This window comes from Bradyrhizobium sp. P5_C11_2, assembly GCF_054049755.1.
Window position 1 is genome coordinate 1 of record NZ_JBFULT010000066.1, and the last position, 20,102, is coordinate 20,102.

Below are 20,102 nucleotides of genomic sequence, written 5' to 3' on the forward strand. Positions count from 1 at the left end.
GTGTGGACCCGCTCGGACAACACGCCATTCGGTCACGGCCGGCCCTATTCGCGCTCGCAGATCACCGACCTGCTGCGCCAGACCTGGTTCACGCCGACCGCCTGGGGCGAGGCGCTGTTCATGCCGCCTTATGCCGGTGGCTGGGTGCTGAAATCGGCGCAGATGTGGGAGCGCGCCGGTGCGGCATTGTCGCTGCCCTTTGCCGGCGTGCACATCGTCGAGGCCACCAAGCAGGTCTATCGCGCGATCCCGGCCAAGCGCGAGCGGGCGCGGCTGATTCCCTCCTTGAAGCCGGTACTGGTGCCGTCTTCCACGACGGTGACGCACACCTGAAAGCAAATCGTCCCGGCGGAGCCGGGACGATGCAATTCAGAACATCGAAAAGTTCGAGACGCGGCTTACTCGCCGGGGGCGAGATCATCGCTCGAGGCGGCCGGAGCGGCCTCGCGCTCGGGGCGCGGGCCGCCATGCGGCCGGCGGCGCCGCCGCGGAAAGCGCTCGCCGCCACCGGCGGTCTCAGCACCGTTCACCTGCGGCTGCGGGCCGGTGATGAAGGAGGGCAGGCGGTCGACGTTGCCGGCGTCGGCGACGACAGGCTGCGGCTGGTTCAGCGGCAGCGGCTGCGGCTGGGGCTGATATTGCGGCTGCGGACGGTGCTCGCGCTCGCGGTGCTCGCGCGGCTGCTGGTTGTCGCGCTGATAGGGTTGGTTGTCGCGCGGCTGATGGTCGCGCTGGCCGCCGTCGCGCACGAAGGACTGCTGCTGCGGCTGCGGAACGAAGCCCGGCTCCTGGCCGAAATTCGAAAAATTCTCGCCGTCGTCCTCGCCGTCGTCGCTGCTGCTGCTGCTCATCGGCTCGTCGCCGCGCGGCTGCTGGTTCTGGCGGAATTGCTCCTGGGCGGCAGCGATCAAGCGGAAGTAGTGCTCGGCGTGCTGGTAGTAGTTCTCGGCGGCGACCGGATCGCCGGAGGAGCGGGCGTCGCGCGCGAGCTGAAGATATTTCTCGGCGATGTGCGAAGCGGTACCACGGATCTTGATGTCGGGTCCGTTCGACTCGTAGACCCGGGTCATCGGGTTCTGGCCGCGCCGGTTATGATTGTTGTTATTGTTGTTGTTATTCCGGTTGCGCATCCGCTGCTTGTTCTGACCGTTTCTCATGTCCTGCCTTTAATTCCAGCCCTAAAGGTTGCACGCATTACTGATTGCTGTGAGTGACCCAATGACAGCGGTTCACGTCTCTCGCGCGCACCGCGCGCAAGAGCGGATCGATCCCTGCCGATGTTCGTCGACCGTCGCGTTCAACAAAGACGCGTTCCCCACCCGCCAGCATTCATCGCCGGCGAACCCATTCATTTTGCCTGCCAAAACAAGCCCTGGTTTCTTGCGTTAGTCTTCGCGCGCAATATCAGGCTTTCGTTCACGTTGCGGTCGGAGAGCAGCGCAGCTCAAACTGGCTATCGCGCTTCACAGGACCTGCGGCTTGGAACCTTAAATCAGTGAAGCTCTCGCTCGAGAGCCCGGCTTTCGCCCGTAGGTCTACGGGGCCGACACCGATGTGCTAGGCAGAAGGTAGTCGTTCCGACCGGATATTCCAAGAGGTTTTTTGCAGCCCAATCCGGCTTTTATGGGGGCATTTTCCGGGCCGGAACCGCCCGCAGGATACCCCCCAGGTCGGCCCTGGGCGGCCTGTCCACCGTCAACGCAGCCGCCGTCATCAAGGTTTCAATATTTCGGGCCTGGCCCTGTCCCGCCTCGACGACGAGTGCTCCCCCCGGGGCGAGCAGCTCAGCCGCCTGGGGGATCAGGGCACGATAGGCATCATATCCGTCATTGCCGCCGTCGAGCGCCAGATGCGGATCGTGCGCGCGCACCTCGATGCTCAATTTCGGGATTTCGCCCGAGGGAATATAGGGCGGATTCGAGACGATGAGATCGAACGGCCCGCTAAGCGCCGCTGCATAGGAGCAGGCGACGAAGGCAGACCGGTCGCCAAGGCCGAGGGCTTTGGCATTGCCTCTCGCGGTATGAAGCGCAGAGAGGCTGAGATCGGTGCCGACGCCGAACGCGGTTGGAATCTCGTGCAGCAGCGCCAGCAGAATCGCACCCGACCCGGTGCCGATATCGGCGATGCGTACCGGATGGGAGGCCTGCCGTTCGCGCAAAATTTCGAGCGCGAGCTCGACCACCGTCTCGGTGTCGGGGCGCGGCACCAGCGTTGCTTCCGACAAGCGAAACGGCAGGCCCCAGAATTCCCGCGTGCCGAGAATGCGCGCCACCGGCTCGCCCGCGATCCGCCGCTGGGCATGGCGCGCCAGTTGCAGCGCCTCGGCGTCGGTGAGCAGGCGGGTGGCCTGCGCGATCAGGCCGGTGAGATCGAGGCCGAGTGCCGCGCCGAGCAGGATGCGGGCGTCGAGCTCGGCTTCGTCGAGCTGCGCCGCTCTCAATTGCGCGGCCAGCGCGCGCCGCGCGCTCTCGATGGATTGTCCGGTGAAGGGATTGCTCACGTGCGCGTCACGCCGCCGCGCCTTGCGCGGCGAGCTGCGCGGCCTGGTGCTCGGTGGTCAGCGCGTCGATCAGCTCGCCGRGCGCTTCGCCCGCGATCACCTGCGGCAGCTTGTAGAGCGTCAGATTGATGCGATGGTCGGTGACGCGCCCTTGCGGGAAATTATAGGTGCGAATGCGTTCACTGCGATCGCCGGAGCCGACCTTCTCCTTGCGTTCGGCCGAGCGCGCGGCATCGACGCGCTGGCGCTCGGCGTCGTAGATGCGCGAACGCAGGATGTTCATGGCGGACGCGCGGTTCTTGTGCTGCGAGCGGCTGTCCTGCATCATCACGACGATGCCGGTCGGGATGTGGGTGATACGGATCGCCGATTCCGTCTTGTTGACGTGCTGGCCGCCGGCGCCTTGCGCGCGCATGGTCTCGATGCGCAGATCGTCGGTCTTGATGTCGACGTCGACGTCCTCGACCTCGGGCAGCACGGCGACGGTGGCGGCGGAGGTGTGGATGCGGCCTTGCGTCTCGGTGTCGGGCACGCGCTGCACGCGGTGGACGCCGGATTCGAATTTCAGCTTGGAGAACGCGCCGCGGCCCTGCACCTCGGCGATGATTTCCTTGTAGCCGCCGACGGTGCCCTCGCTCGCCGAGATCACCTCGACCTTCCAGCCTTGCAGGCTCGCGAAGCGCTCGTACATCCGGAACAGATCGCCGGCGAACAGCGAGGCCTCGTCGCCGCCGGTGCCGGCGCGGATTTCCAGCACCACGTTGCGGTCGTCCATGGCGTCCTTGGGCAGCAGCGCGACGCGGATATTCTGGACCAGTTCCTCGATCTTGGTTGTCAGCTCGTCGCGCTCGGCTTCGGCCATGCCGCGCATCTCGGCATCCGTCGCGGGATCGGCGATCAGCGCTTCGGTGTCGGCGAGTTCTTTAACCGCAGACCGGTAAGTCTTCACCGCCTCGATCAGCGGCGTGATTTCGGCGAGCTCGCGCGTGATCTGCACGTAGCGCTCGGACGCGAGCTGGCCGAGCGATTCGGCTTCGAGCGATGCATGATGCGCGAGCAGGACGTCCAGTTTGGCTTCGGGGAGTGACGACATCGGGTAAGTCTCAAATGGCGGAAGGCGGCGAGGCGGCGGACGCGGGCGACAGGCCCGCTACAATGCCAGGCCCTCGGCCTCGGCAAATTCCGTCAGCTTCTGCCGGATCGAGACGCTGCCGGCCGGGGCATCCAGCAACGGGCCGAGCATCGCTTCGGCCTTCCTGGCATCGAGATCGATCACCATCGCCTTGACCGGGCCGAGCGCGGTCGCCGACAGCGACAGCGAGCGATAGCCCATCGCGATCAGGGCCAGCGCGCCGATCGGCTTCGAAGCCATCTCGCCGCACAGCGAGAGCGATTTCTTCGACGCCAGGGTCTTGCGCGCAATGTCGCGCAGCGCGCGCAGGATCGGCGCCGACATGGTGTCGAAGCGCTCCGAGACCTTGGCATTGCCGCGGTCGACCGCGAACAGGAACTGGAACAGGTCGTTGGAGCCGACCGAGATGAAGTCGACCTTCTTCAGGAGCTCGTCGAGCTGATAGAGCAGCGCCGGCACCTCGACCATGGTGCCGATGTCGATTCGCTCCGGCAGCGTGTGGCCGTGCTGGCGGAGATAAGTGAGCTCGCGCTCGACCAGGGCTTTTGCCGAATCGAACTCGGCGACCTCCGAGATCATCGGGAACATGATGCGCAGCGCGCGGCCGCCGCCGGCGCGCAGCAGCGCGCGGATCTGGCCGCGCAACAGGCCGGGACGGTCGAGCCCGAGCCGGATCGCGCGCCAGCCGAGCGCCGGATTCTCCTCGATCACCGTCTCCATATAGGGCAGCGCCTTGTCGCCGCCGATGTCGAGGGTGCGGAAGGTGACCGGCTTCGTGCCCGCGGCATCCAGCACCGCACGGTAGAGCGCGAGCTGGTCGCTGGTGCGCGGCAGGCTCTGGCCGACCATGAATTGCAGCTCGGTGCGAAACAGGCCGATGCCGGCGCTGCCGGTGTCCTCGATATGCGGCAGGTCGATGGCGAGACCCGCGTTGATCAAGAGCTCGACCTGCTGGCCGTCCTTGGTGACGCAGGGCAGGTCGCGCAGCGCCAGATACTGCGCCTGGCGGCGGGCGCGGAAGCGCACGCGCTCGGCGAAGGCCGCCTCGATTTCCTGCGAGGGGCGCACATAGATCGAGCCGGACGTGCCGTCGACGATAATGGCGTCGCCGGGATCGGCGATGCCCGGCGCGTTCGGCACCTCGCCGACCGCGGGAATGCCGAGCGCGCGCGCCACGATCGAGACGTGGGAATTGGCGGTGCCTTCCTCCAGCACGATGCCGCGCAGGCGCTTGCGGTCGTAGTCGAGCAGCGCCGCCGGTCCCATCGCGCGCGCGATGACGATGGCGTTGTCGGGCAGTTGCTCGCGCGAGGGCGCGTGGTCCTGGCCGACCAGCTGCCGCATCAGCCGGTAGCCGAGATCTTCGAGATCGTGCAGGCGGTCGCGCAAATAGGGATCGGTCGAGCGCAGCATGCGGGCGCGGGTGTCGGACTGCACGCGCTCGACGGCGGCTTCCGCCGTGAGGCCGGTAGCGACGGCCTCGTGCAGCTTGTGCGACCAGCCCTGGTCGTTGGCGAACATGCGATAGGCTTCGAGCACGTCGCGATGCTCGCCGCCTTCGGCGACGTCGCCGCGCTCCAGCATGCGGTCGAGGTCGGAGCGCAGCTTGGCGAGCGCGGTGTCGAGCCGCTTGATTTCCTTCGGCAGATCCTCGGCGATATAGTCCTTGATGACGACGCGCGGCTCGTGCAGCACGACATGGCCGAGCGCGATGCCCTCCGACAGGATGGCGCCGACCTTCTGCATCGAATGCCGCGCAGCCGGCTCCTGGCCCGGCTGGGCCAGCGCGGACAATTCGCCGGAGGCGATCAGCTCCGCCAGCACCATGGCGGTGGTCTGCAGCGCCTCGAGCTCCTCCTCGACATAGGTGCGCTTGGCGCGGTTCTGCACCACCAGCACGCCGAGCGTGTTGCCGGCGCGCAGGATCGGCACGCCGAGGAAGGAGTGATAGATCTCTTCGCCGGTCTCGGGACGGAACGAGAAGGCCGGGTGGCTCTGCGCGTCGCTCAGATTGAGCGGCGTCGCCTCGCTGGCGACGAGGCCGACCAGGCCCTCATGGGCGCTCAGCACGGTGTGGTGCACCGCCTCGCGGTTGAGGCCTTCGGTGGCGTAGAGCTCGAGCGTGTTGTCGATGCGCAGCACATAGACCGAGCACACCTCCGCCACCATGTTGGCGGCGATCAGCACCACGATCTTGTCCAGCCGCTCCTGGGCCGAGACCTGCTCCGCCATGGTTTCGCGGAGCCGTCTCAACAAGACGCGGGGACCTCCCGACGCGCTCCGCATGTCCCCTCAATCTCCTTCGTCAGCCGGGCCCGAAAGGGACGCCGGCGGCTCGCCCGAAAAATCCAGAAAAACAACGAATTTGCTCATCCGGCGCCGACCCGGGCGATCGCTAGAGCCATCGCCTGAGCCGAATCAGCACCGCCGCAACTGGGGCACAGTATGTGGCAGCCCACCCTGTTCGCCGTATAGCGAATTGGGGCTTGTTTTGCCAAGCAAAACGCCTGCCAGACGCGAAGGTGTGTACACCTTCGCGTTTGCTGCGACCGCTAAGAGAAAATTAGCCTAAGCCTGATCGAGGCCGTAGAGCGTGTGCAGGGTGCGCACCGCAAGCTCGGTATAGGCGGTGTCGATCAAAACCGAGAATTTGATCTCGGAGGTTGTGATGGCCCGGATGTTGATATTCCGTCCCGCGAGGGCCGAAAACGCCTGGGCGGCGACGCCGGCATGGCTGCGCATGCCGCTGCCGATCACCGAGATCTTGGCGACGTCGGTGGCGGTGTCGAGCCGGGCATAGCCGATCGTGGCCTTGGCGGCGGTGATCGTGTCCTTGGCGCGGGTGTAGTCGGCGGCCGGCACCGTGAAGGTGAGGTCGGTGGTCTTGCCGTCCTCGGAGACGCCCTGCACGATCATGTCGACGTTGATGTTGGCGTCCGCCAGCGGGCCGAAGATCGACGCCGCGACACCCGGCTTGTCCTCGATCTGGCGCACCGAGATCTGGGCCTCGTCCTTCGAAAAGGCGATGCCGGTGACGACGTGGCTTTCCATGATCTCCTCCTCGCTGCAAATCAGCGTGCCGGGCGGCTGGTTGGCGTGCGGGTCGATATCCTCGGGCTTGTCGAAGCTCGAGCGGACGAAGATCGGCATGTTGTGGACCATGCCGAGTTCCACCGAACGGACCTGGAGCACTTTTGCGCCCTGGGACGCCAGTTCCAGCATATCCTCGAACGCGATCTTGTCGAGCCGGCGCGCCTTCGGCACGATTCGCGGGTCTGTGGTGTAGACGCCATCGACGTCGGTGTAGATGTCGCAGCGGTCCGCCTTGACGGCGGCGGCGATCGCGACCGCCGAGGTGTCGGAGCCGCCGCGGCCGAGCGTGGTGATGCGACCCGTCTGGGGGTTGATGCCCTGGAAGCCGGCGATGACGGCGACCTCCTTCCGCTCCTTGAAGCGGCTGATGATCTCGGTGCCGTCGATGTCCTCGATCCGGGCCGAGGCATGGGCGTCGCTGGTCTTGATCGGGATCTGCCAGCCCTGCCAGGAGCGGGCCTGGATGCCCATGCCCTGGAGCACGATGGCGAGCAGGCCCGAAGTGACCTGTTCGCCCGAGGCGACCACGGCGTCGTATTCGCGCGCGTCGTGCATCGGCGAGGCCTCGGTGCACCAGGCCACCAGCTCGTTGGTCTTGCCGGACATCGCCGAGACGACCACGGCCACCTCGTGGCCGGCGTCGACCTCACGCTTCACATGGCGTGCGACGTTGCGGATACGTTCGATATTGGCGACGGATGTGCCGCCGAATTTCATCACGAGGCGGCTCATGACGACGCGTGCATTCCCTCATAAGGATCAGTATGGTGGCCCGCGTCGGTGCCGCGGATTTCCGACCGCGCGTATACAGAGCGGCGGGGCCGGGGGCAAGCGGGTTCCTGCGGGGGCAGGGTGCGGGGGTAGTGGGTTAACCGAGATCATGGCGCGTTATATCGACGAGATCCTGCAGCCGGGCGAGAAGGTGCTGTATTCGACCAACGCGCACTGGATCTTCCATTTGCCGGCCATTCTGGCCTGGATCGTGGCTCTGGCCCTGTTCGTTCTGTCGCGGCAGGCCACCGTCGAAGGGCTCGTCCTGCTCTGTCTCGTCGCCTCCGGCCTGGTCGCTCTGGCGGCGCTCTACTGGACCGTGAAGGGCTGGTTCCATCGGTTCACCACCGAGACCGACGTCACCAATCTGCGGGTCGTCCACAAGACCGGGTTCATCAAGCGCCGCACCTTCGAGATGGCGCTGGACAAGGTCGAGAGCGTCGACGTCAACCAGACGATTCTTGGACGAATTCTCAACTATGGCGACGTGACCATCAATGGCGTCGGCGAGGGGCGCGAAACCATCGCGACCATCGCTTCACCGCTCGCCTTCCGTAGTTCGATCACCACGCGGTAGGACCGCGCGTATCCATGAGCATGCAGCAAAATACTTCCGCAACCGCAACCGCAAGCGCCCAGCCGGGCTCGACCGTCGATGCCGCCGAGATCGCAAAATTCTCAAAACTCTCGGCGGAGTGGTGGGACCCCAAGGGCAAGATGGCGCCGCTGCACCGGATCAACCCGCTGCGCCTCGGCTACATCCGCGACGCCGCCTGTCGCAAGTTCGAGCGCAATGTGCGCAGCCTCAACTGCCTTGGCGGCCTGCGCGTGCTCGACATCGGCTGCGGCGCCGGCTTGCTCTGCGAACCGTTGTCGCGGTTAGGGGCCCAGGTCATCGGTGTCGATCCCTCGGTCAGCAACATCGCCGCGGCGAAGCTGCATGCCGACAAGAGCCATCTTGCGATCGACTATCGCTGCACCACGGTGGAGGAGATCGACCCGCGCGAGCGCTTCGACATCGTGCTGGCGATGGAGGTGGTCGAGCACGTCGTCGATGTCGGCGTGTTCCTGAAGCGCTGCGCCGCGATGCTGAAGCCGAACGGCCTGATGGTGGTCTCCACCCTTAACCGAAACTGGAAGAGCTTTGCGCTCGCCATCGTCGGCGCCGAATACGTCCTGCGTTGGCTGCCGCGCGGCACCCACGAGTGGAGCAAGTTCGTCACCCCCGACGAGCTGACGAAGTATCTTCTCGACAACCGCCTCGTCATCACCGAGCAGACCGGCGTCGTCTACTCACCCTTCGCCGACAAATGGACCCTCTCCTCCGACATGGACGTGAACTACATGGTCGTGGCGGAAGGGATGGTGTGAGCTGCTTGTAGCGGCTTAATCGCCTGTACGAGGCAGGCTGCAACGACACCGTGTTTGTTGCGAGAGCATCGCACCCATGACATCCGCGTGATTGACCTGCTTGAGCGCTGGCGGCAGGTTGGCCGCAATCCTTAGCCCTCCCACCGCCACCCCGCCCCATGCTCACCGTCGCCAGCCTCTGGATTCCCTTCACCATCATCGCCGCGTCCGGGCAGGTCGCGCGCAATGCGATGCAGCGATCGCTGACGAAGCCGCTGGGGACCTGGGGCGCGACCAATATCCGCTTCCTGTTCGGCTTCCCGTTCTCGCTGCTGTTTTTGGCCGTGGTGCTGACCGCCACCGGCGATCATCTCAGCATGCCGCCGACCGTATTCTGGTCATGGCTCCTGCTCGGCGCGCTCAGCCAGATCGTCGGCACCGGCCTGATGCTGCTCGCCATGAACGACCGTTCCTTCGTGGTGACGACGGCGTACCTCAAGACGGAAGCGATCCAGACCGCGATCTTCGGCTTCGTCTTCCTTGGCGATCACCTGACCTGGCTCAAGGTGCTGGCGATTGTGACCGCGACCGTCGGCGTCGTTATCACCGCGCTTCGTCCCGGCGGCGAAAAGAGCTTTGCCGAACTCAAGCCGACCATCACCGGCCTCGTCGCGGCGGCGGCGTTCGCGCTCTCGGCGGTCGGTTTTCGCGGGGCCGTCATCACGGTGCCCGGCGTGTCGTTCGTGACGGCCTCGTCCGTCACGCTGGTGCTCAGTCTGTTCGTGCAGACACTGATCCTGACGATCTATCTGCTCTGGCGCGCGCCAAACGTGTTGCGGGCGATACTGGGGTTATGGAAGCCGTCGCTGCTGGCGGGCTTCATGGGCGCCTTCGCCTCGCAGTTCTGGTTTCTCGCCTTGGGGCTGACGGCCGCCGCCAATGTCCGCACGCTCGCCTTGATCGAGGTGCTGTTCGCGCAAGGCGTGGCGCATTACTCGTTCAAGCAGCCGATCGCGCCGCGCGAGATCTTTGGCATCGCGCTGATCGTGATCGGTGTGGCGGTACTGGTGGGAGTGTAGTTTCTCGTCATTCCGGGGCGCCCGAAGGGCGAACTATGGAGCGCAATTGCGCTCCTGAGAATCTCGAGATCCCCCGATGCGCAATTGCGCATCTGAGGTCTGGTCCTTCGGACCATCCCGGGATGACGCGCTTCGCGCGTCAGTTCCTATCTTCCGGCAGCGTCGGCAATGGCGACACCTCGATGCCCTCGTCGATCAGCGACTTGGCCTCGTCGGGCGAGGCCTCGCCGTAGATCGGGCGGTGCTCCTTGTCGCCGTAATGCATCGCGCGGGCTTCGTTCGCAAAGCGCTCGCCGACATTGTCGGCGTTCTTGACGATGTGATCGCGCAGCTCCTTCAGCTTGGCGCGCAGCTCGCGCTCCTGGGCCATCAGCAGCGAGGTCGGTCCGGACGGCGCAGCCTCGGGCGAGGTCGCGGCAACGGGTTCCGGCGGCGGCGTTGCAGGGCCGCGGCCCTTCTTGCCGACGATGCGCGGGGCCATGATCGCCTTCTCGACCTTGGCCGAGCCGCAGATCGGGCAGGTCACGAGCTTGCGCTTCACCTGCTGGTCGTAGGCCGACGAACTCTGGAACCAGCTTTCGAATTCGTGGTTGCGGTCGCAGTGAAGCGCGTAGCGGATCATGCCGATCCCCGCACGAGGTGCAGGTGATCCGGTCCCGCCTTGGGATCGGTGACACCGAAGCGGCGGCCGTGCTGGAGCGACGGGATCGCCCGGCGCGCGGTCTCGACCTTGGCCGGGTCGATCTTCGCCATGATGATGCCGGGCTCGACATCGCCCTCGGCGAGAATCTCGCCCCAGGGATCGATGATCAGCGAGTGGCCATAGGTCTCGCGCTTGTTCTCGTGCAGGCCCGCCTGCGCGGCGGCAAACACGAAACAGCCGGTTTCGATCGCGCGCGCCCGCAGCAGCACGTGCCAATGCGCTTCGCCGGTCTTGCGGGTGAAGGCAGAGGGCACCGTGATGAAGTACGCGCCGCTCTCCGCGAGCGCGCGGTAGAGCGCGGGGAAGCGCACGTCGTAGCAGATCGTCAGCCCGATACGGCCCCAGGGCAGGTCGGAGATCACCGCGGTCTCGCCCGGCTGGTAATTGGCGGATTCGCGGTAGCTCTCGCCGTCCGGCAGCTCGATGTCGAACATGTGGATCTTGTCGTAGCTCGCGAGCACGTTGCCCTCGGGGCCGATCAGGAAGGACCGATTGACCGCCTTCTCCGGCGAGAAGCGCAGCGCCAGCGATCCGACATGGATGTGGATCTTCAGCTCCGCCGCGAGCGCGCGGTAGGCCTTCAGCGAGGTGTCGTCTTCTTCGCTCTGGAGATACTCGAACAGCGCCTTGCGGTTCAGCTGCATCATGTTGCTGACTTCGGGCGTCTGCACGTAGTCGGCGCCATTGGCCGCAGCCTGCCGGATCAGCTTGGTGGCCTGCGCGAGGCTCGGCTCTGGCATCAGGCCGGTGCGCATCTGCACCATGGCGGCAGTGAACGTGCGGTTCTCGCTCATGACGTGGCCTTCAGGTTGCCCAGCATGCCGTCGAGCTTGCCTTCGCGGTCGAGCGCGTAGAGCTCGTCGCAGCCGCCGACATGGGTTCCGCCGATCCAGATCTGCGGGAAGGTCGATCCCTCGCCGGCGCGGCCGTACATCTCGTCGCGCCAGGACGGGTTCTTGGCGATGTCGAATTCCGTGAAGGTCGCTTTCTTGCGGGTCAGCAGTGACCGGGCGGCGGAACAATAGCCGCAGCCCGGCCTGGTGTAGATCTCGACAGCAGCGGTCATGTTGTCTGGCGCTCTCATGTCATGAATTCATTGAATTATATGGGACTTCACCGGGGCTCCACAACCCGGGCGAACACCAGCACGTCGACCTGGGCCGCCTTGGCGCGGAGCAACGCCCGGGCGCAGGCATCCAGCGTCGCCCCGGAGGTCAGGACGTCGTCGATCAGGACGATCCGGCGGCCCTGGACCTCGGCCTGACGGTCGGGGGATACCTGGAATGCGCCCTGCACATTGGTGGCGCGCTGGGCGCGCGACAGGCCGATCTGCTGCTCGGTCGCGCGCACCCGGCGCAGCACCTCGCCCCGAACCCTCACGCCGCTCTGCCGCTCGATGATTCGTGCCAGCGCCCCGGACTGGTTGTAGCGGCGCCGCCAGGCCCGGCGCCAATGCAGGGGCACGGGCACCAGCATGTCGGCCCCGGCGAGCAGCTCGCCGCCCGCGCGCGCCATCCAGCGGCCCATGGCAGGCGCAAGATCGGTGCGATCCTGGTATTTCAGCGCATGCACCAGCGTGCGCGCGACGTCGTCATAGCGCACCGCCGCGCGCGCCCGCTGGTAGGCCGGCGGGCTCGCGATCGCCTCCATCGACAGCATGTCGGGGCCGGGGTCGTACACGAAGGGAATGCCGAGCCGCGGGCAATAGGGCCGCTCGATGAACGACAGCCGCGCCCAGCAGGCCGCGCAAACACCCTCGCCCTCGACCGGCTCGCGACACGACACGCACAGCGTCGGCAGCGCAATGTCGAGCGCGAGCCTTGGCAGATGCGCCAACACGTCGCGGCAGGCGCTCAACGCGCCGCGCAGATGGTTTGAAATGGAGCGTGATGCCTCGGCGTCCATTGGGCAAGGCTAGCGCCGTCCTGCGCCACGCTCAAGCCGATGGACTGTTCTTATCGGTGCCCGGCCTACGACTCTTTCGGCAGCACGGGTCGGAAGAACGATCGCTCAAAACGGCGGAAGCAGCGGGTTTCCCTTGCGAAGGCGATCGCCTTCTGAACGTCCGGATCTTCGGCGCTGTCCTTCCGGTACTGTTCGTAGGCCGCGAAGCTCGGGAAGCTGAACATCGCCAGCGCGACGTCGCTCGCCCCTTCCGACGGCAGGAAGTATCCATGGTGGACGCCGCCGAATCTCGGCACCAGCTCCAGCCACATCCTGCCGTAAGCTTCGAACTCGGCGAGCTTGTCCAGGCGGACCTCGTATCGCAGGTAACAGGTGATCATCGTTCGATGCTCCGTCGCGCCACGAACCTGGCGCTCATTGGAATGCGAGGGCCGATGTCGGCTTCGATGAGGGAAGGCTAGCGCTCTACCGCAGCAGGCTCAAGCCGTGAGCGCCGGTCTCGTGCCCCGGACAACGCGCAATGCAAAGCGTTGCGCGGCCGAGCAGGGGCCCGGAGAGCCGCGCCCTCAGAAGCATGGATCCCGGCCCTGTGGAGCGTCACGTCGAGCTGCACCGCGTCCGGGACACGCGGGAGGATTGCCAGAACGACTTGGATCGGCGTAACCAGCGGCATGACTCAAAACCCGCAAACCCCGCCCGCCTTGTTCGATCGTGCTCTGTTGCACGCGCGGCAGCAGCGTGCGCGGGCGCAAGGTGCCGTGAGCTTTCTGCTCGATCGGGCCGCCGAGGACATGTCCGACCGGCTGGCCGCGGTGATGCGGGAGTTTGGCGCGGCGGCCGATCTCTGGACGCCCGGCGAAGGGCTCGCGCCACTGCGCGCAAGGCTGCCGTCACTTCAGCGGATTGCGCTTGACGACACCGGTGCGGAGGAGCTGCCCTTCGCGCCAGAATCTGTCGATCTCGTCGTCTCGGCGCTGGCGCTGCAATTCGTCAACGATCTTCCCGGCGTGCTCGCACAGGTGCGGCGCGCGCTGAAGCCGGACGGGCTGCTGCTCGCCGCAATGGTCGGCGGCGACAGCCTGACCGAGCTGCGGCAGGCCTTTGCTGCCGCCGAAGCCGAATGCGAGGGCGGCGTGTCGCCGCGCGTCGCGCCGTTCGCCGACTTGCGCGACATCGGCGCGCTGTTGCAGCGGGCGGGATTCGCGCTGCCGGTCACCGACGTCGACCGCGTCGTGGTGCGCTATGGCAATGCGTTCGCGCTGATGCAGGATTTGCGGCGCATGGGCGCGGCCAATGTGCTGGTCGAGCGGCGCCGCACACCGAGCCGGCGCGCGACGCTGTTGCGCATGGCCGAAATCTACGCCGAACGGTTTTCCGATGCCGACGGCCGCATCCGTGCGACGTTCGACATCATCTGGCTCTCCGGCTGGGCGCCGCATGCGAGCCAGCAGCAGCCGCTCAAGCCGGGGTCGGCCAAGGCCAGCCTTGCGGAGGCGGTGAAGAAGGCGGGGGAGAGCTAGTTGGTCATTCCGGGGCGATGCGTAGCATCGAACCCGGAATCTCGAGATTCCGGGTTCGCGCTCTCGCGCGCCCCGGAATGACGATGCAAGGGCATCGTCACATCAGCAGATCAATCAAATGCGGGATCAGCGGGATGTCGGCCGGCGGCATCGGGTAGTCGCGCAGCTTGTTGGCGCGGACCCAGGCGAGGGTCTGGCCTTCGCGCGCCTCCACCTGTCCCTCCCAGCGCCGGCAGATGTAGAGCGGCATCAACAGATGGAAGGTCTCGTAGCCGTAGCTCGCGAAGGTCAGTGGCGCCAGGCACGGTTCGGCCACGGTGATGCCGAGCTCCTCGTGCAGCTCGCGGATCAGGCTCTGCTCCGGCCGTTCACCGGGCTCGAGTTTGCCGCCGGGAAATTCCCAGAGGCCGGCCAGTGCCTTGCCCGCGGGGCGCTGCGCGATCAGGACGCGCTTGTCGGCGTCGACCAGCGCGCAGGCCACCACCAGTGTCAGCTTGAGATCGGCCATCGGCTTTCCGCTACGACCTGTAATCCCCGTTGATCGCGACATATTCCTTGGTGAGGTCGCAGGTCAGCACGCGGTCGCGGCCCTTGCCGAGGCCGAGCGAGACCTTGATCGCGATCTCCGGCGCCTTCATCGCCTCCGACACCTGCACCTCGTCATAGGACGGATCGCGCGCGCCGCTCTTGGCGACCCGGATGCCGTTGAACGAGATCGACAGCTTGTCGCGGTCGGCGGGCTCGCCGGCCTTGCCGACCGCCATCACCACGCGGCCCCAATTGGCGTCCTCGCCGGCGATCGCGGTCTTGACCAGCGGCGAATTGGCAATCGACATCGCGATCTTGCGCGCCGATGCCTTGGTCTTGGCGCCTTCCACGGTGATCTCGACCAGCTTGCGCGCGCCTTCGCCGTCGCGCGCCACCTGTTCGGCGAGATCAGCGAGCACGCCGTAAAATGCCTTGGCAAAAGCCTTCAGGCGCGGATCGCTGGCGCGGCTGATCTTCGGGGCGCCATGTTCGGCCGCGGCTCCGGTCGCGAAGGCCAGCAGCGTGTCGGAGGTCGAGGTGTCGCCGTCGATGGTGACGGCGTTGAACGTGTCCTCGACGCCGCTCTTGAGCAGGGCCTGGAGCGCGGCCGGCGCGATCGGCGCGTCGGTGAAAATGAAGGACAGCATTGTCGCCATATCGGGGGCGATCATGCCGGCGCCCTTGGCCATGCCGTTGATGGTGACCTTGGCCTTGCCGAGCTTGACGGTCGCGGTCGCGACCTTGGGGAAGGTGTCGGTGGTCATGATCGCCTTGGCCGCGTCGAGCCAGCTCGCGGGCTCTGCGCTCTCGGCGAGGCGTCCGAGCACGCCGTCGAACTTGGTGGCGTCCAGCGGCTCGCCGATCACTCCCGTCGAAGCCAGAAAGATCTCGCTCTCGCCGCACCCGACGGCCTTGGCCGCGATCTTCGCGGTCAGCGCGGTGGACCCACGGCCGGTCTTGCCGGTGAAGGCATTGGCATTGCCGGAATTGACCACCAGCGCCTGCGCCTTGCCGCCCTTCAGCTTTGCGCGGCACCATTCGACCGGCGCCGAGGGGCATTTCGACTTGGTGAAGACGCCGGCGACCGCGGTGCCCTTGTCCAACACCGCCAGCAGCACATCGGTGCGGTTCTTGTAGCGGATGCCGGCCTCGGCCGTCGCAAGACGGACGCCCGCGATGGCGGGCATGTCGGGAACATGTTTCGGGGCAAGCGGGGAGACGGAGGAGGACATCGTTGGGCGCCTTGGTGGGGTCTGGATATGCAGATGGCCGGGCGAAGCCCGGCCATTGCGACGTTAGATACTATTGGCGTCCGTGAAGTGACAGCGAATTCTTACTTCTTCGCCGGCGGCGCCATCTTGCTGTCGGACGGCTTCGCATCGGAAGGCTTGGCCGCGTCGGCAGGCTTGGCGTCCTTCGCCGCATCCGCCGGCTGGTCCAGGCGCTCGACCTTGGCCTCGGCGCGCAGCTTGGCGACATAGTCGGCCTGGGCCTTGCGGGTGACGTATTGTTCGATCTGGGCCTTGACCTGGGTGAAGTCCGGCGCCTTGCGGTTGCGCTTTTCCTCGACCTTGATGATGTGCCAGCCGAACTGCGACTTCACGGGGTCGGAGATCTTGCCCGGCTCCAGCGCGAAGGCCACCGCCGAGAATTCCGGCACCATCTGTTCCTTGGTGAAGAAGCCGAGGTCGCCGCCATCGGCCGAGCCCRGATCCTTGGACTTCTTCTTGGCGAGCTCGGCGAAATCGGCGCCCTTGTCGAGCTCGGCCTTCACCGCCTTGGCCTCGTCCTCGGTCTCGACCAGGATGTGGCGCGCATGGACTTCCTGCTCGCCGGTGATCTGCTTGGAGGCCTCCTCATAGACCTTCTTCATGGCGTCGTCGGTGGTCGCCGCCTTGCCCTCGCTGGCAAGCAGGCCATCCATCAGGAGGCGGTTGCGTGCGAACGCCAGGCGCTTCTTGAATTCCTCGCTGTCGCCGATCTTCTTGTCCTCGGCCGCCTTGGCGACGATCTTCATGTCGATCAGGAAGGACAGGACGTTCTCGTCCTTGGTCGCCGGATCCATCTGGGCGAGGCTCGGCCCGAGTTCCTCCTCGGCCATGGCGACGTCGCTCTTCTTGATGTCCGAGCCATTGACCTTTGCCAGGACCGGATCATCGGCAGCCCGGCCRGGACCCGCGATCAGCGCCAGCGCAAGGCAGCCCGCAAGGGCGGTGGCGAGGCCGAAGCGCAGGCCGGTTTTCGTTACCGGGAACGAGGTGGTCATGGAAAATCCTTATTATGTTGAAGCGGGGGCTGCTCGAGCGGGGCGGACACTCGCCCAATCAAGGGGGCTTGGCAACGCGAAAAGTCTGTCAAAATGATGAATTAGCCGCAAGGCGGCCGCCGTTGACAAGGCCCTGACCGGGCCATATCTCTGCCCGGTCGCGTCCATGGCGATGGCGTTTATTTTGCTGCGTTTTTGGCCGTTGAACCCAGACTTGCTCAATTCCCACCCATATGGCGGATGACCCCCCGCAGTCCGGGCTCTGGCGCCATCAGGCGTCACGGTGAGTTGATAGGCAGGCGGGTGACAACCTCTTGGCTGCAACGCGGTTAAATCGCGAACACAGGAACTAGGCATGATCGGCGCGCTCGCCCGCAAGTTTTTCGGCTCCGCCAACGACCGGCGGGTGAAGGGATATCAGTCCCGCGTCAACGCGATCAACGCGCTGGAGCCCGAGGTGTCGAAGCTCTCGGACGAGGCGCTCAAGGCCCGCACCGCCGAGTTCAAGAAGCAGCTCGCCGAGGGCAAGACGCTGGATGACATCCTGGTGCCCGCCTTCGCCACCGTGCGCGAGGCCGCCAAGCGCACGCTCGGCCAGCGCCATTTCGACGTCCAGCTGATCGGCGGCATGGTGCTGCACGAGGGCGACATCGCCGAGATGAAGACCGGCGAAGGCAAGACGCTGGTGGCGACGCTTGCGGTCTATCTCAACGCGCTCGCCGGCAAGGGCATCCACGTCGTCACCGTCAACGATTACCTCGCCCGCCGCGACTCCGGCTGGATGGGCCAGATCTACAGCTTCCTCGGCATGACCACCGGCGTGATCGTCCATGGCCTCGACGATGCCGAGCGCAAGGCGGCCTATGCCTGCGACATCACCTACGGCACCAACAACGAATACGGCTTCGACTATCTGCGCGACAACATGAAGTACCGGCTCGAGGACATGGTCCAGCGACCGCACTTCTACGCGATCGTCGACGAGGTCGACTCCATCCTGATCGACGAGGCGCGCACCCCGCTGATCATCTCCGGTCCGCTCGACGACCRCTCCGACTTCTACAACACCATCGATGGCTTCCTGCCCAAGCTCGACAAGACCGATTACGACGTCGACGAGAAGCAGCGCACGGTGACGCTGACCGAAGCCGGCATGGAGAAGATCGAGACGCTGCTGCGCGACGCCGGCCAGCTCAAGGGCGAGTCGCTCTACGACGTCGAGAACGTCTCCGTCGTGCATCACATCAACCAGGCGCTGCGCGCCCACACGCTGTTCACCCGCGACAAGGATTACATCGTCCGCGACGACGAGGTCATCATCATCGACGAGTTCACCGGCCGCATGATGGCCGGCCGGCGCTATTCCGAAGGCCTGCATCAGGCGCTGGAAGCCAAGGAGCACGTCCAGGTTCAGCCCGAGAACCAGACGCTCGCCTCGATCACGTTCCAGAATTACTTCCGCATGTACGAGAAGCTTGCGGGCATGACCGGTACGGCGTTGACCGAAGCCGACGAACTCTTCGACATCTACAAGCTCGAGGTCGTCGAGATCCCGACCAACGTGCCGGTCGGCCGCCTGGATGAGGACGACGAGGTCTATCGCACCCACCAGGAAAAATATTCGGCCATCCTCGCCGAGATCGAGCGTGCCAATTCGCGGCTGCAGCCGGTGCTGGTCGGCACGGCGTCGATCGAGAAGTCGGAAGTGCTCGCCGAGTTCCTCAAGAAGAACGGCTACAAGCAGATCGATTTCGGCAAGGAGAACGCGCTCGACAAGCTTTACGCAGCGGCCCGCGCCGGCAAGCCGGCAAAGCTGTTTGCGGTGCTGAACGCGCGCTTCCACGAGCAGGAAGCCTATATCGTCGCCGAAGCCGGCGTTCCCGGCGCGATCACGATCGCGACCAACATGGCCGGCCGCGGCACCGACATCAAGCTCGGCGGCTCGCTCGATATGCGCATCCCGAAGGAGACCGCGGGCATCGAGGACGAGGCCGAGAAGGCCAGGAAGATCGAGCAGATCAAGGCCGACGTCGACCGCTTCCGCGAGATCGTGCTGAAGGCGGAGGAGGTCGTCGAGATCGAGCCGGCGAAGGGCAACAGGCCCGCCAAGACCGTGACCAAGCCGGGTGGCCTCTACATCATGGGCTCCGAGCGTCACGAATCCCGCCGCATCGACAACCAGCTCCGCGGCCGTTCCGGCCGTCAGGGCGACCCCGGCCGCTCGAAGTTCTTCCTGTCGCTGGAAGACGATCTGATGCGCATCTTCGGCTCGGATCGGCTCGACAGCATGCTGCAGCGTCTCGGCCTGAAAGAGGGCGAGGCGATCATCCATCCCTGGATCAACAAGGCGCTGGAGAAGGCGCAGCAGAAGGTCGAGGCGCGCAACTTCGACATCCGCAAGAACCTGCTCAAGTTCGACAACGTCCAGAACGACCAGCGCAAGGTGATCTTCGACCAGCGCGTCGAGCTGATGAAGGACGAGAGCGTCGCCGAGACCATCGCCGACATGCGCCACGCCTTCATCGACGACCTCGTCGCCAAGCACGTGCCCGAGCATGCCTATGCCGAGCAGTGGGACACAGCCGGGCTGAAGGAAGAGTTGAAGCGCGTGCTCGATCTCGACCTGCCGGTCGACGACTGGGCCAAGGAAGAGGGCATCGCCGACGAGGAGCTGCTCACGCGCATCGAGACCAAAGCCGACGAGCACATGGCGGCCAAGGTCGGGCAATGGGGCCCCGACGTGATGCGTTACGTCGAGAAGACCATTCTGCTCCAGACGCTCGACCATCTCTGGCGCGAGCATTTGATCATGCTCGACCATCTGCGCCAGGTCATCGGCCTGCGCGGCTATGGCCAGCGCGATCCGTTGCAGGAGTACAAGACCGAGGCCTTCAACCTGTTCCAGGAGATGAGCGCGCATCTGCGCGAGGCCGTCACCGCGCAGCTGATGCGGGTCGAGATCATCCCGCCGGAGCAGGAAGCGCCCGCGCTGCCGCCGATGGAAGCGCACAAGTTCGACCCGAACACCGGCGAGGACGAGATGGCGCTCGCCAGCGTCACGCTGGCGCCGCAGGYCACCGACGCGGCGCTGCGCGATCCGAAGAACCCGGCATCCTGGGGCAAGATCGGCCGCAACGAGGACTGCCCGTGCGGCAGCGGCAAGAAGTACAAGCACTGCCACGGGCGGTACGCTTAGTAGTTAGGCCCCACTGTCATGCCCCGCGAAAGCGGGGCATCCAGTACGCCGCGGCC

The 20,102-nt window shown here is 65.8% G+C and carries 18 protein-coding genes and 1 pseudogene; 6 read left to right on the forward strand and 13 right to left on the reverse strand.

What is annotated here, in order from left to right:
- Positions 1 to 333, forward strand: a pseudogene (locus tag ACXJL8_RS09765) (methyltransferase type 11); the annotation flags it as partial.
- A gap of 65 nt (positions 334 to 398) precedes the next feature.
- On the opposite strand, the gene ACXJL8_RS09770 reads toward ACXJL8_RS09765, so the two are convergent.
- The 5 genes from ACXJL8_RS09770 to ACXJL8_RS09790 all read right to left on the reverse strand — a co-directional run bounded on the left by ACXJL8_RS09770 (position 399) and on the right by ACXJL8_RS09790 (position 7,460).
- Positions 399 to 1,157, reverse strand: a complete 759-nt coding sequence (locus ACXJL8_RS09770; protein WP_456620013.1) for a DUF4167 domain-containing protein — start codon at positions 1,155 to 1,157, stop codon at positions 399 to 401.
- Between the two features lie 464 nt (positions 1,158 to 1,621).
- Positions 1,622 to 2,503: a peptide chain release factor N(5)-glutamine methyltransferase gene (gene prmC, locus ACXJL8_RS09775; RefSeq protein WP_456620014.1), complete on the reverse strand. Its 882-nt coding sequence runs from the start codon at positions 2,501 to 2,503 to the stop codon at positions 1,622 to 1,624.
- 7 nt (positions 2,504 to 2,510) lie between these two features.
- Positions 2,511 to 3,596: a peptide chain release factor 1 gene (gene prfA / locus ACXJL8_RS09780; protein ID WP_456684932.1), complete on the reverse strand. Its 1,086-nt coding sequence runs from the start codon at positions 3,594 to 3,596 to the stop codon at positions 2,511 to 2,513.
- Between the two features lie 57 nt (positions 3,597 to 3,653).
- The gene (gene ptsP / locus ACXJL8_RS09785) at positions 3,654 to 5,921 is read right to left on the reverse strand and encodes a phosphoenolpyruvate--protein phosphotransferase (protein WP_456684933.1); all 2,268 of its coding nucleotides are present in this window, start codon (positions 5,919 to 5,921) and stop codon (positions 3,654 to 3,656) included.
- Positions 5,922 to 6,203: 282 nt separating this feature from the next.
- On the reverse strand, positions 6,204 to 7,460 hold the full coding sequence (locus tag ACXJL8_RS09790) for an aspartate kinase (RefSeq protein WP_456620017.1): 1,257 nt from the start codon (positions 7,458 to 7,460) through the stop codon (positions 6,204 to 6,206).
- Between the two features lie 148 nt (positions 7,461 to 7,608).
- Here ACXJL8_RS09790 and ACXJL8_RS09795 point away from each other — a divergent pair, with 148 nt between their 5' ends.
- The 3 genes from ACXJL8_RS09795 (at position 7,609) to ACXJL8_RS09805 (ending at position 9,928) form a co-directional block, all read left to right on the forward strand.
- Positions 7,609 to 8,076: a PH domain-containing protein gene (locus tag ACXJL8_RS09795; RefSeq protein WP_456620018.1), complete on the forward strand. Its 468-nt coding sequence runs from the start codon at positions 7,609 to 7,611 to the stop codon at positions 8,074 to 8,076.
- A 14-nt stretch (positions 8,077 to 8,090) separates the two neighbouring features.
- Complete coding sequence (ubiG, locus tag ACXJL8_RS09800) at positions 8,091 to 8,870, forward strand: bifunctional 2-polyprenyl-6-hydroxyphenol methylase/3-demethylubiquinol 3-O-methyltransferase UbiG (protein ID WP_456620019.1); 780 nt, start codon at positions 8,091 to 8,093, stop codon at positions 8,868 to 8,870.
- 158 nt (positions 8,871 to 9,028) lie between these two features.
- Positions 9,029 to 9,928, forward strand: coding sequence for an EamA family transporter (locus ACXJL8_RS09805; protein WP_456620020.1), 900 nt, complete (start codon positions 9,029 to 9,031; stop codon positions 9,926 to 9,928).
- Positions 9,929 to 10,067: 139 nt separating this feature from the next.
- Here ACXJL8_RS09805 and ACXJL8_RS09810 read toward each other — a convergent pair whose 3' ends face one another.
- The 5 genes from ACXJL8_RS09810 to ACXJL8_RS09830 all read right to left on the reverse strand — a co-directional run bounded on the left by ACXJL8_RS09810 (position 10,068) and on the right by ACXJL8_RS09830 (position 12,916).
- A complete protein-coding gene (locus ACXJL8_RS09810; protein WP_456620021.1) occupies positions 10,068 to 10,550 on the reverse strand; it encodes a DUF1178 family protein in 483 nt (160 codons plus the stop codon).
- Positions 10,547 to 11,425 (reverse strand): carbon-nitrogen hydrolase family protein, encoded by an 879-nt coding sequence (locus ACXJL8_RS09815; protein ID WP_456620022.1) that lies wholly within the window; start codon positions 11,423 to 11,425, stop codon positions 10,547 to 10,549. The genes ACXJL8_RS09810 and ACXJL8_RS09815 overlap by 4 nt, the downstream gene beginning before the upstream one ends.
- Complete coding sequence (grxC, locus tag ACXJL8_RS09820) at positions 11,422 to 11,697, reverse strand: glutaredoxin 3 (RefSeq protein WP_456620023.1); 276 nt, start codon at positions 11,695 to 11,697, stop codon at positions 11,422 to 11,424. The genes ACXJL8_RS09815 and grxC overlap by 4 nt, the downstream gene beginning before the upstream one ends.
- Before the next feature lie 47 nt (positions 11,698 to 11,744).
- On the reverse strand, positions 11,745 to 12,536 hold the full coding sequence (locus tag ACXJL8_RS09825) for a ComF family protein (RefSeq protein WP_456620024.1): 792 nt from the start codon (positions 12,534 to 12,536) through the stop codon (positions 11,745 to 11,747).
- Between the two features lie 65 nt (positions 12,537 to 12,601).
- On the reverse strand, positions 12,602 to 12,916 hold the full coding sequence (locus ACXJL8_RS09830) for an NIPSNAP family protein (protein WP_456620025.1): 315 nt from the start codon (positions 12,914 to 12,916) through the stop codon (positions 12,602 to 12,604).
- A gap of 291 nt (positions 12,917 to 13,207) precedes the next feature.
- Between ACXJL8_RS09830 and ACXJL8_RS09835 the strand changes: the two genes are divergently transcribed.
- Complete coding sequence (locus ACXJL8_RS09835) at positions 13,208 to 14,056, forward strand: methyltransferase domain-containing protein (protein WP_456620026.1); 849 nt, start codon at positions 13,208 to 13,210, stop codon at positions 14,054 to 14,056.
- Positions 14,057 to 14,153: 97 nt separating this feature from the next.
- Here the strand turns inward: ACXJL8_RS09835 and mutT are convergent, their stop codons facing one another.
- From mutT to ACXJL8_RS09850, 3 genes are all read right to left on the reverse strand, one after another.
- Positions 14,154 to 14,564: an 8-oxo-dGTP diphosphatase MutT gene (mutT, locus tag ACXJL8_RS09840; protein ID WP_456620027.1), complete on the reverse strand. Its 411-nt coding sequence runs from the start codon at positions 14,562 to 14,564 to the stop codon at positions 14,154 to 14,156.
- 10 nt (positions 14,565 to 14,574) lie between these two features.
- On the reverse strand, positions 14,575 to 15,816 hold the full coding sequence (gene argJ / locus ACXJL8_RS09845; protein ID WP_456620028.1) for a bifunctional glutamate N-acetyltransferase/amino-acid acetyltransferase ArgJ: 1,242 nt from the start codon (positions 15,814 to 15,816) through the stop codon (positions 14,575 to 14,577).
- A gap of 101 nt (positions 15,817 to 15,917) precedes the next feature.
- The gene (locus ACXJL8_RS09850; protein WP_456684934.1) at positions 15,918 to 16,850 is read right to left on the reverse strand and encodes a peptidylprolyl isomerase; all 933 of its coding nucleotides are present in this window, start codon (positions 16,848 to 16,850) and stop codon (positions 15,918 to 15,920) included.
- Between the two features lie 355 nt (positions 16,851 to 17,205).
- Between ACXJL8_RS09850 and secA the strand changes: the two genes are divergently transcribed.
- A complete protein-coding gene (gene secA / locus ACXJL8_RS09855; RefSeq protein ID WP_456684935.1) occupies positions 17,206 to 20,046 on the forward strand; it encodes a preprotein translocase subunit SecA in 2,841 nt (946 codons plus the stop codon).
- Positions 20,047 to 20,102 lie beyond the last annotated feature (56 nt).